At 63.3% G+C, this 10,661-nt stretch carries 9 protein-coding genes and 1 tRNA gene; 6 read left to right on the top strand and 4 right to left on the bottom strand.

The window, feature by feature from the left end; translation table 11 throughout:
* Nucleotides 1-37 precede the first annotated feature (37 nt).
* Nucleotides 38-111: transfer RNA gene (locus tag QE494_RS08445), tRNA-Cys, on the top strand.
* 99 nt (nt 112-210) lie between these two features.
* On the opposite strand, the gene QE494_RS08440 is transcribed toward QE494_RS08445, so the two are convergent.
* From QE494_RS08440 to QE494_RS08425, 4 genes are all read right to left on the bottom strand, one after another.
* Nucleotides 211-1,134, bottom strand: coding sequence for a DMT family transporter (locus QE494_RS08440; RefSeq protein WP_300042486.1), 924 nt, complete (start codon nt 1,132-1,134; stop codon nt 211-213).
* Nucleotides 1,135-1,622: 488 nt separating this feature from the next.
* Nucleotides 1,623-1,775 (bottom strand): hypothetical protein, encoded by a 153-nt coding sequence (locus QE494_RS08435; protein WP_300042485.1) that lies wholly within the window; start codon nt 1,773-1,775, stop codon nt 1,623-1,625.
* 199 nt (nt 1,776-1,974) lie between these two features.
* Nucleotides 1,975-3,213, bottom strand: coding sequence for a serine hydrolase (locus QE494_RS08430; protein ID WP_300042484.1), 1,239 nt, complete (start codon nt 3,211-3,213; stop codon nt 1,975-1,977).
* A gap of 152 nt (nt 3,214-3,365) precedes the next feature.
* Nucleotides 3,366-4,283 carry a LysR family transcriptional regulator gene (locus tag QE494_RS08425; protein WP_300042483.1) on the bottom strand — a complete coding sequence of 306 codons (918 nt, stop codon included), beginning with the start codon at nt 4,281-4,283 and terminating at the stop codon, nt 3,366-3,368.
* Between the two features lie 170 nt (nt 4,284-4,453).
* Here QE494_RS08425 and QE494_RS08420 point away from each other — a divergent pair, with 170 nt between their 5' ends.
* From QE494_RS08420 to QE494_RS08400, 5 genes are read left to right on the top strand one after another with little or no spacing between them, the layout of a single operon-like run.
* Entirely contained in the window at nt 4,454-5,641 is a 1,188-nt protein-coding gene (locus QE494_RS08420; protein WP_300042482.1) for a 4-hydroxybenzoate 3-monooxygenase, read from the top strand.
* Nucleotides 5,642-5,655: 14 nt separating this feature from the next.
* A complete protein-coding gene (locus QE494_RS08415) occupies nt 5,656-6,669 on the top strand; it encodes an amidohydrolase family protein (RefSeq protein ID WP_300042481.1) in 1,014 nt (337 codons plus the stop codon).
* Nucleotide 6,670: 1 nt separating this feature from the next.
* The gene (locus QE494_RS08410; RefSeq protein WP_300042480.1) at nt 6,671-7,714 is read left to right on the top strand and encodes a protocatechuate 3,4-dioxygenase; all 1,044 of its coding nucleotides are present in this window, start codon (nt 6,671-6,673) and stop codon (nt 7,712-7,714) included.
* Between the two features lie 29 nt (nt 7,715-7,743).
* Entirely contained in the window at nt 7,744-8,733 is a 990-nt protein-coding gene (locus QE494_RS08405; protein WP_300042479.1) for a tripartite tricarboxylate transporter substrate binding protein, read from the top strand.
* A 28-nt stretch (nt 8,734-8,761) separates the two neighbouring features.
* Entirely contained in the window at nt 8,762-10,390 is a 1,629-nt protein-coding gene (locus QE494_RS08400; protein WP_300042478.1) for an FAD-dependent monooxygenase, read from the top strand.
* The last annotated feature ends 271 nt before the right edge of the window (nt 10,391-10,661 follow it).

Raw genomic sequence — 10,661 nt, 5'->3', positions numbered from 1 at the left:
GGAAGCCCATGCTTCCCTTTTTGTCTCCAGGCATACCGGCGCAATAGCAAAGCGGTTATGCAGCGGATTGCAAATCCGTTTAGGTCGGTTCGACTCCGGCTTGCGCCTCCAGTTTTTCCCCCTTTGAATTCAAGGTGAGGGCCCCGCAAGAGGGGCCCTCTTGCTTGGTGGCGCTGCCGAGCCAGTGGGGCTCTGAAGGCCCCACGTGTGTCACCGCTTGATCAAGGCTTGCTTGGACAGAACCACCAAGCCAACCACAGCCGCGCAGATCCCCAGGGCCAGAGGATCAAACCGTTCCCCCATCAAAACGATGGAGTAGCCATAGGTGAAGAACGGCTGCAAAAGCTGCAGTTGGCTGATCCGCTGGATTCCGCCCAGCGCGAGCGCCCGGTTCCAGGAGAAGAACCCCAGCAGGGAATTGACCAAGGCAAGAAACGCCAGCGCACCCCATTGCACAGACCCAAAGGTGGCGAACTGGGCCGGCTGGAATTCCCACAGCGACAGGGGCAACAAGATGGGCAGGTTGAGCACCAGGGCCCAACACATCACCTCCCAGCCCTTCATTTCTTTGGATAGCGCGCCGCCCTGGGCGTAGCCGAAGCCGGCAAGGACGACCGCGCCGAGCAAGGCCAGGTCGCCCAGGTAGAAGCCGCCACTGAAGTCGCTGCGCAAGGCCGCAAACACGGCGACGGACACAAAGCCCGCCACCGAGGCGACCCAGAACAACGCGGGCGGGCGGTCTTTGGTGATGAGAGTGCCGAAGATGGCGGTGGCCAGCGGAAGCGCCGCCAGCACCACGCCGCCATGCCCCACGGGTACATGCTGCATGCCTAGCGCGGTCAGGATGGGGAATCCATAGACCACGCCGAGTGACATCAAGAACAGGCGTTTGATTTGGGAGGCGTTAGGGCGCGCCGAGCGGGCAAAAAACACCACAGGCACCGCTACGAGCGCGGCGAGCACCGACCGAAAAAGCCCGATTTGTACGGCACTCAGGTGCCCAGCGAGCGCTTTGGCGCAGGGAAGCGTCAAGGCAAAGGCCGCCACCGACACGATGCCCAGCAGATAGGCCTCTGCCTCGATCGAAAGCCCGGCGCGCCGCGTCGCAGGGGAGATAGAGCTGGCTTGGGTCATGAAGGACTCCGCAGGTAGGGGAGCTTGTTGCCACGCTCTACAAATGTCGTGATACCGGCCTTCCCGAATCCAGACGTGGCGCCGGTCAGCCAGACAGTGCGAGCGAGGGGAAGCGCCATGAAAAAAAGATCCCTTGAGTACCCTGCACGCCCCAGCCTCTATCGAGGCCTGAGCGTGCGGGAATTAACGCTTGGAAACTATTTTTACGACGGCGACGGTTGCCCCTGGCTGACTGCAAAACGGTCGCGTTGGAATTTCATCGTGAGTGCCTGCCCTAGAGCTCATGCCTAGAGCGGCTCGCGGAATGGGGTCGGACTACGGTCGACCCAAAAGACCGGCGGCTAGGGTCGAGGAGTTGTCGATACGCGCTTGAATTCGCTGGGCTGGACCCAGCATTGAATTCATCTTGACCTGCGCAGTCTCAGTGAGGCTCGGACCCATCACGATTGACAGTGACTCCGCTGCCTCACCGGCACCTCAATGGCCGCTCAAATCAGCTGCTCTTTGAAGGCCACAACGACCACAGTGGTCATGAGTAACAGCAGATAGATCTTGCCGACATGGGCGGTGACGAACCTCACGCCGATGTCCTCGATGGTCTTGGTTCCGGCCTTGGGGAAATTTGCGTTCTGAGTGGTCATGGCGATCGTCTCCGGTGGGTGGAAGGAAGGCGCGTAGGCCTGCAATCACAGACGATTGCCTTGCCAGCTTAGATGTCAACTAACGCGACTGTCAAAATAAATTGACAGTCCCCATTGGGGTGGGGGTTACTGGCGGTGGCCCTAGGTTTTTGGCCGATACCCCTCGAACTGCTCCGTGCGCGGCAGCCCACGCCCCCATTCAGCGCGCCTTGTCCGTCCCCGCCAGCGAGGCAAGAACCCCCTCCCACAGGGCGTCAAGCTCGGCGAAGTTGGTCATGGCGTTGCGGCTGGGGCCGTAGACCGCGGTTTGCACCAGAACGATCTTGTTCTTCTGGTCAATGTAGATCACTTGCCCGCGGTGCCCGCGCAGCGCAAGCTGGTTCTCGCGCATCAGCCAGATGTGGTACCCGTACCCCATCCGGGGCTCGCGGTCGATGGCCACTTTTTCCAGGTGCTTGCCGTGAAGGGTGGTCATTTCCTCTAGCCAGCGGGCAGGTACCACCTGGCGACCGTTCCAACTTCCCCTGTTCGCCAGCAGGGCGCCGAGTCGCGCAAAGTCGCGGCTGGTGGCGCCGACGCAGCAGTGGGTTCTTTCCACATTGGCGCGGTCGGTGTACCAGACCGCATCTGCACCGGCCCCCATGGGCGTCCAGAGCTTTTCCTCGAAGTAGGCCGAGACGCTTTTGCGCACGGCCGCCGCAAGAACCCGTCCGAGCAATTCAGAGTCGAGCGAGGAATAAAAGAATGAGGTGCCTGGCTCGGCCCGTGGCGGCAGGCTCTTGAATCCCAAAACCACTTCCATGCCGCCAGTTTTTTCCATGGCCTCGAGCATCTGCCGATAGAGGGCGCCGGATGCTGTGCCCTCCGACCAGGTCAGCCCGGTCGACATGGTCAGCAGATGGCGGATCGTGAGCTTTTCGAACACGCTTCCTTTGACTGCCGGGAGGTAACGCACCACTGGATCGTCCACCGAGGTGATCGCCCCTTCCTCAATCGCGAAGCCGACCAACAGCCCGAGCACCGATTTGCCCATGGACGCCGAGTTGAACCGGTGCCGCTCGTTCCTCTCGTACTGGTAGTGCTCGTGCTGGACGATGCCGTCCTTGAGGATCAAGAGACTGGTGACCCGTCTGCGATCGAGGTAGTCCTGCAGGGTCGCCGACTTGCCTTGAAATTCGTAGGTGACCGCAAGGGGGTTGGCCGCTTTAGGCAGGGGCGCCGCAACCCCGGCACGGATGGTCCGGTAGGAGAAAAACTTCTCGTAACCCCCGCTATTGGTCCAGACGATGTGTTCGTCACTGCCTGCCTGCCCCAAGCTGGGAGCCGCTGGATAGCCCCGGGCCTTGCCCAGGGCCAGCTCGTCGACCTCAGCGACCGAGGCTGTTGCAAGGGCCAGCAGCCAGGCTGCCGTGAGAAGGCGGGGCAGGGGAGGAGTCATCAAAAAATTCTAACCCCCGCAGGCCTGCCCCTTGACCAGAACGCCGCTCGTGCACCTCGGGTGCGCACGCTGGGTGGGCACGCCGGGTCTACCGATCACCCCATGGGTTCGGCGCCTGCGTTCAGTGGGGACATGAGCCAGCCCGCCGTGAATCAAACGGCCACATTGCTTTCTGCCGCCACCTCTCGCAGCAGCGCGATCAATTCCTTGGCCCACGGCGAGAGGTAGTCCTCGCGCCCGCGCACGATGCTCACCACATGCCGCGTCTCCGGCAGTTTGAGCGGGAGCGCGACCAGTTGGCCGAGTACTGTCTCCTCCATCATGCGCACGCGCGTCGCGGCCGCGATCAGGTTCGAATGAGAGAGGATGGACCGCATGGGGGTGAGCGGCATGATCACGATGCTGTTCTCGGGGAAGTCCAGGCCCTGCTGCTCATAGCTGGCACGCAGCAGCCGGTCAATCGGGCCACGCGAGACACTCAGCGCCCAGCGGTAGGGCGCCAGGTCCGCGAGCCCCAGCTTTTTCCGCCGCGCGAGGGGGTGGCCGCAACGCGCGATCACCTGCACCTCGTCGGCATAGAGCGGCTCGGCGACGAGGTCGCTGCTCAGGCCATCGGGCGGCACCACGCCCAAAAAGAAGTCGATCTTGCCGGTGCGCACCTCGGAAACCAGCGTGTCAAACACGCTGCCGGCCATGGACACCTCCATCTGCGGCCGCTGCTCAATGAGGCGGCCGAGTGCAATAGGAAGCACATGCATCGTGGTTTCTGAAGTGGCGCCCAGACGCACACGGCCGCCCGCGCCGCCGGTGATCAGCCGCACCTCCTCGCGACCGCGCTCCAGCTCGGCGAGCGCCTTGCGCGCATGGAGGTGGTAGGCCTCCCCTGACGAGGTCAGGAACATGCCCGAGGCGGTGCGACGGAAAAGCTCAACCCCGAGCTCGACCTCGAGTTCGCGCACGCCCTTGGTGACGGCCGGGGGGGTGAGGTGCATGCGCTGGGCGGCCAGGGTCACGCTGCGCGTTTCGGCCACGGTGACGAAGGCGCGCAGGCGTCGTAAATTGATTGCCATGTCTCTTTTGCCGCTTGCTTCAGGGGGTATTTCCCAGAGTGTATTAACCGAATTGACAAGAGGCCAAATGTTTTTTCATTGGCCCCAGCACACCGGCCCTGCCAGACTCTCTGGCGTACCTACAAAGCCACCCAGCAGGTGTGGCTTGGCGCGACACGGAGACAGACAAGGTGACAAGCACAAATATCAGGACCCGGGTCGGGATCGTGGGCGCAGGGCCGGCCGGGCTGCTGCTGGCCCGCATGCTGCAGTTAGAAGGCATCGATTCCGTCATTCTCGAGCGCCGCAGCCGCGCCTATGTGCTGTCGCGCGTGCGCGCTGGCGTGCTGGAAAAGGGAACGGTGGACACGCTGATCGCGGTGGGTGCCGGCGAGCGCCTTCTGCGGGAGGGCATGCCAAACAAGGATGTTCAACTGCGTTGGGACGGCGTTTGTCACCGGGTGTCCACGGTGGACGAGAACGGCCGCCACCTCACCACCTACGGCCAGGCCAAGATCGTCGAGGATTTGATCCGCTTGCGCGAGGGTGACGGCCTGCCGATCCACTTTGAGGCTCAGGTCGACCGGTTCGAAGACATCACCGGCAACCCGGTGATCCACTTTTCTGAAGGCGGCGTGGCCAAGGCCCTACACTGCGACTTCATCGCGGGCTGTGATGGCTTCCGTGGCGTGAGCCGCGCGCACATTCCCGGCGCCGACGCTGCCTCGTTTCTGCGTGAATACCCGTTTTCGTGGTTCGGCATCCTCGCAGAGGCCGCGCCAAACCCCGCGCTGCGAGGCTTTGCCCACAGCCGGCGAGGCATGGCCATCGCCTCGGCGCGATCAGACAAGATTTCTCGCCTGTACCTGCAAGTGGCGCCCGACTTCAAGGTCGACCAAATGGACGATGAGGCGATTTGGGACGAACTCGATCGCCGCTTCGTGGACGGAACGTCCAATCGATTCAATCGTGGACCGATCATCGAAAAGAGCGTGGCCCGCCTGCGCGGCTTCATCTGCACGGAGATGCAGTACGGAAAGCTGTGCATCGCGGGGGACGCGGCCCACATCGTGCCGCCGAGCGGCGCCAAGGGCCTCAACTCGGCGGTGGGTGACGTGCGTGTGATGGCCGCTACCATCACGCGCTACCTCAAAGAGGGTGACTCCACGCTGCTCGAGAACTATTCGGCCACCTGCCTGCGCCGCATTGTTCCTACAGTCCATTGGTCCTGTGAAATGTCGGATACGCTGCACATGTTCCCGGGTCAAAGCGAATTTGACACCCGCATGCAGTACGCGAAACTCGATTCCTGGGTTTCGAGCCCGGGCGGGCAGCAGCGCTTCCGCGAAGCCATGCTCGGCCAGCCCTACCCGATTTGAAGGAGACACTAAAAATGATCATTGACTGCCACGGCCATGTGAGCCCGCCACCTGAACTCGGCGCCTTCAAGTCCAGCATCATTTCGCATCGCGGCGAGCACGGGCGTCGCATGCCCCCGGTGTCTGACGAAGACATCCTGTTCTACGCGAACAAGAAAGAAATGGCGCCTTGCGGCCATCTCGACATGCTGGACCGCGTGAAGACCGACATCCAGCTGATCTCGCCGCGCCCCTTTCAGATGATGCATTCCTTCAAGCCGGGCCGGCTGGTGCACTGGTACACCGAGGAGACAAACAACCTCATCGCCCGCACGGTGAAGCTCTTGCCCCAGCGCTTTTTCGGCATTGCCGGCTTGCCCCAGGTGGCGGGGGACCCGATCGAAAAGGTGTTGCCGGAGCTCGAACGTGCGGTCAAGACCCTGGGGTTCCACGGCTGCCTGCTCAACCCAGACCCCTACGAGAACAGCGGTACCGAGGCGCCCCCGCTGGGTGATCGCTACTGGTACCCGCTGTACGAAAAGCTGTGCGAGCTGGACCTGCCGGCGCACATTCATGCTGCGTCTTCGCAATCTGAGCGCACGCCTTACACGCTGCACTTCATCAACGAGGAAAGCATTGCCGTGCTTGGCCTGGTGGACTCGGACGTGTTCAAGGACTTCCCCACGCTCAAGATTGTGGTGTCGCATGGCGGTGGCGCCATTCCTTATCAAATTGGCCGCTTCCAATCCTCGGCCTCGCGCAAGGGCTACGACTTCCTCGAGCGGATGCGGAATATGTACTACGACACCGTGCTTTATTCGGAAGAATCGCTGCGCCTGTTGATCAAGACCGTCGGCGTGGATCGTTGCCTGTTTGGCGCCGAGTGCCCGGGCGTGGGTTCGACCGTCGACCCCGCCACCGGCCGCACCCGTGACGACATCCGCCCGGTGATCGAGGGCTTTGACTGGCTGAGCGCAGCCGACAAGCAAGCCATCTTCGAGGACAACGCGCGTCGGGTCTTCCGCCTGCCCGCATCACTCGGCCTCTGACATGGCGCGCATCGTTCTGGGCCTGTGGACCACACACGGTCCCACGCTTTCGACCACGCCCGAGCAGTGGCTGCTGCGGGTGAAAGCCGACCGCGCCAACCCTGCACATAGTTTTCGGGGAAGCAAGTACAGCTTTGACGAGCTGGTGACGCTGCGCCAGGGTGAAGGTCTGGCTGCTCAAAGCTCGCTGGAGGAGCGCACCCGCCGCCACGCGGCTTGCCGCGCCGCGGTGGAGCGCATGGCCGACATCTTCGAAGCGGCCCGCCCAGATGTGGTGGTGATCTTCGGCAACGACCAGCAAGAGCTGTTCACCGAGGCGCTGATGCCGGCGTTTACCGTGTTCAACGGCCCGACGGTGTGGAACCAGCCCTCGACCGAGGCGCAAATCCCCCTTCATGCGCCTGGCATTCACGCTGCCGAGTGGGGGCACAAGCCCAGCACCTACACCGAGTACCCGGGGCACCCTGAGCTGGCCAACCGCTTGATTGGCGACGCCGTGGCCCAGGGCTTCGACATCACCCGCGCCAAGGAGCTGCCACGCCACGAGCACCATTGGCACAGCGGCATTGGCCATGCGTTTGGCTTTGTCTATCGCCAGATCATGAGAGACCGGGTGGTGCCCCATGTTCCCGTGATCACCAACACCTTCTTCCCGCCCAATCAGCCCACGGCACGCCGCTGCTTCGACCTGGGGCGCGTGTTCGGCGAGAGTCTCGCCGCCTGGGACTCGGACGCGCGCGTGGCGGTCATCGGCTCCGGTGGCATGTCGCATTTCGTGATCGACGAGTCGCTCGACGCGCGGGTGATGGACGCCATTGCCCACCGCGACGGCAATGCGCTCGCCGGTATCCCGGAAACCTGGCTGCAATCGGGCTCGAGTGAACTCAAAAACTGGATCGCTGCGGCCGGCGCCCTGTTTCCCACCACGCTGTCCGGCGGCGTGATCGACTATCAGCCCTGTTACCGCTCCGAAGCGGGGACGGGAACTGCCAATGGCTTTGTCGCCTGGCAGGAGAGTCGCACCTCAGATCTGAAGACGCACTAACCCCACCATTCACCAGCAGGAGACGCATCATGAAATTCAGGTTTACCGTTGGCCTTTCTCGGGCCTTGATGGGCGCCCTCTTTGGCACGGCGCTTTTTTCGGGCGTTGCCCATGCGCAGGCGCCGTTCCCGGCGCGGCCGGTCAAGATCATCGTGCCCTATACGCCTGGCGCCAGTGCCGACATGATCGCGCGGCTTATCTCCAATGAACTGGCGACCGATCTGGGCCAGCCCATCGTGGTGGAGAACAAGGCCGGCGCGGCCAGCATCATCGGCACGTCGTTTGTGGCCAAGGCGCCTGCCGACGGCTACACGGTGATGATGGCGCTCAATACGCACGTGATCACCCCAGCCTCGCGCAAAGCACCCTACGACCCGATCACCGACTTTGCGCCGATTGGCCAGATCGCCACGGGCCAGATGATGGTGCTGGTCAACCCCTCCGTGCCCGCCACCACGTTCCCTCAGTTGGTCGACTACCTGCGCAAGCGGGGTGATGGCGCCACCTACAGCACGCCGGGGGTGGGCTCGACCACGCACCTCTACACCCTGGCATTGCAGGAGGCGATCGGCACCAATATGCGGCACATCCCGGCCAACGGGATGAACGTTGCGGTCATGGACGTGATGCAAAACAGTTCAACCCTGCTGATCGGCCCCGTTGAATCCGCACGGACGCACATTGCCTCGGGCCGACTCCGCGCATTGGCTCAAACCGGCAAGCAGCCGTCCCCGCTGTTCCCGAATGTGCCGACGGTGGAGCGGTCGGGCTACCCAGACGTCAACTTGTCGATCTGGGTCGGCATGTATGCGCCTGCTGGCACCCCTCGGCCCATCATCGACCGGCTCAACCGGGCTTTGCGCACCGTGGTCGGCAACGCCGCCATCCGCGAGAGCCTGTCGGAGAAGGGGTACGACCCCGCTCTGAGTTCTCCCGATGAATTCGCGGCGTTGAACCGGCGCGAGTTTGCGCTGTGGAGCCAACTGATTCAGAAGAACGGTTTGCGAACCAACGATTGAGTGCAGGTCGTCAAGCAAGGGTGAAGCCATGAGCGAAAACCAGACAGCGGTCGATGGCTGGGACACCGACGTCGCCATCGTGGGGGGAGGCCCCGTCGGCATGGGCCTGGCCATCGAGCTCGGGCAACGTGGGGTGCGCTGCACCGTGGTCGAGCGGTACGCGCAGCCCCAGCCCATTCCCAAAGGCCAGAACCTCACGCAGCGCACCCTGGAGCACTTCCATTTTTGGGGGGCCGAACCGCAGCTACGCGCCGCCCGGACCATTCCGCCAGAGTACGGCATAGGCGGGCTCACAACCTACGGCACGCTTCTCAGCACCTACCACTACAACTGGTTGCAGCGCGAGTTGGTCAAGCCCTACTACTACACCGCCAACGAGCGGCTGCCGCAGTACGCCACGGAGGCGGTGATGCGTGAGCGCGCGGCCGCGCTCCCTGCGGTCACCACCCACTTTGGCTGGGATGTCCAGCATTGCTCACAAGATGCCGAGGGCGTGGAGTTGCGCATTGCAGGCCGCAACGGGGAGGGCGAGCGTCGCTTGCGCGCGCGCTATGTGGTGGGCTGCGATGGCGCACGTTCGATGGTGCGCGACCAGGCGGGCATCGTGCAGCACCGCACGGACCACGACCGCATGATGGTGCTGCTGGTCTTTCGCTCGCAGGGGCTGCACCGGCTGCTCGAGCGCTACCCCGGCAAGTCTTTCTTCAACGTGCTGCATCCGGAGCTCAAGGGCTATTGGAAGTTCTTTGGTCGCGTCGATCTGGGTAACACCTGGTTCTTCCATGCACCGGTGCCAGCAGGTACAACCCGAGACAACTTTGACTTCACGGCCTATGTGCATGAAGCGGTGGGCGAGTCGTTCGACATCGCCTTCGATTACATCGGCTTTTGGGACTTGCGCTTCATGTTGGCCGATCGCTACCGGGCTGGTCGGTTTTTCATTGCGGGCGACGCGGCCCACAGCCACCCGCCCTATGGCGGTTACGGCGTGAACTCGGGCCTGGAGGATGCGCGCAACCTCGGCTGGAAGCTGGCGGCGACGCTGCAGGGGTGGGGCGGCAAGGACTTGCTCGACTCCTACGACGCCGAGCGCCGGCCGGTGTTCGATTCGACCATTCGTGACTTCATCGCCAAGTCGATCGAGGTCGACCGCGATTTTCTGGCTGCATACGATCCGGCGCGCGACGCCGCCGCATTCGAGGCCGCCTGGTCAGACCGCGCGACGGGCGCCGTCGGTGAGGTCAACTCCTTCGAGCCGCACTATGAGGGATCACCGGTGGTGACCCGTCAGGGCGGTGGTGATGCCTCCTGCAGTGCCAAAGGCTCGCACCGCTTTGAAGCCCGCGCCGGCCATCACCTGGCACCGGCCGACATGGCGCCCGGGCGCAACGTGTATGAGGGGCTGGGCGCTGGCTTCACACTCCTGGCGATCGGCGCGGAGGCGGCGGCGGTTCAGGCCTTCCGCGACGCTGCGGCATCCGAGGGCATCCCGCTCACTGTGTTGGAGGCCGATTCGGGCGCAGAAGCGGCGCGCTATGACGCCTCGCTGGTGCTGGTGCGCCCCGACCAGTTCGTTGCCTGGGCGGGCCGGCCTGCCACGCTGGACGCGGCGGCTGCCAGGGATCTGCTGGCGACGGCCTGCGGCGGGCGCGGCTGATGTAGGGCAACACGCCCAGCTTGATCAGCAGATAGAACTCAAATTGGACTGCATCCCGGCAGTACATGGCTGGTATTGGCCAGCTGGTAAGGGGGCCGCGAGGTCAAGCGATCATTTCGCCGTAAATTACGGAAAATGCAAGCGTGAATTACGGAATCTAAACCCGTAAATCTCGGAAAACAAAGCGTTCGCCCCTCTTGGGATCAGGTCGAATCGATCAGCCCTCGTACGCCTTCCCCCGCGCCAGCAGCTCGGGCGTGCCGATCACCTC

The organism is Ramlibacter sp., assembly GCF_029866045.1.
In the GTDB taxonomy this organism is placed as follows: domain Bacteria; phylum Pseudomonadota; class Gammaproteobacteria; order Burkholderiales; family Burkholderiaceae_C; genus Ramlibacter.
This window is presented reverse-complemented; position numbering and strand designations above follow the sequence as displayed.

Coding starts and splice junctions, on each gene's coding strand:
- QE494_RS08440 (WP_300042486.1), bottom strand. CDS start 1,134: ATGACCCAAGCCAGCTCTATCTCCCCTGCGACGCGGCGCGCCGGGCTT.
- QE494_RS08435 (WP_300042485.1), bottom strand. CDS start 1,775: ATGACCACTCAGAACGCAAATTTCCCCAAGGCCGGAACCAAGACCATC.
- QE494_RS08430 (WP_300042484.1), bottom strand. CDS start 3,213: ATGACTCCTCCCCTGCCCCGCCTTCTCACGGCAGCCTGGCTGCTGGCC.
- QE494_RS08425 (WP_300042483.1), bottom strand. CDS start 4,283: ATGGCAATCAATTTACGACGCCTGCGCGCCTTCGTCACCGTGGCCGAA.
- QE494_RS08415 (WP_300042481.1), top strand. CDS start 5,656: ATGATCATTGACTGCCACGGCCATGTGAGCCCGCCACCTGAACTCGGC.
- QE494_RS08410 (WP_300042480.1), top strand. CDS start 6,671: ATGGCGCGCATCGTTCTGGGCCTGTGGACCACACACGGTCCCACGCTT.
- QE494_RS08405 (WP_300042479.1), top strand. CDS start 7,744: ATGAAATTCAGGTTTACCGTTGGCCTTTCTCGGGCCTTGATGGGCGCC.
- QE494_RS08400 (WP_300042478.1), top strand. CDS start 8,762: ATGAGCGAAAACCAGACAGCGGTCGATGGCTGGGACACCGACGTCGCC.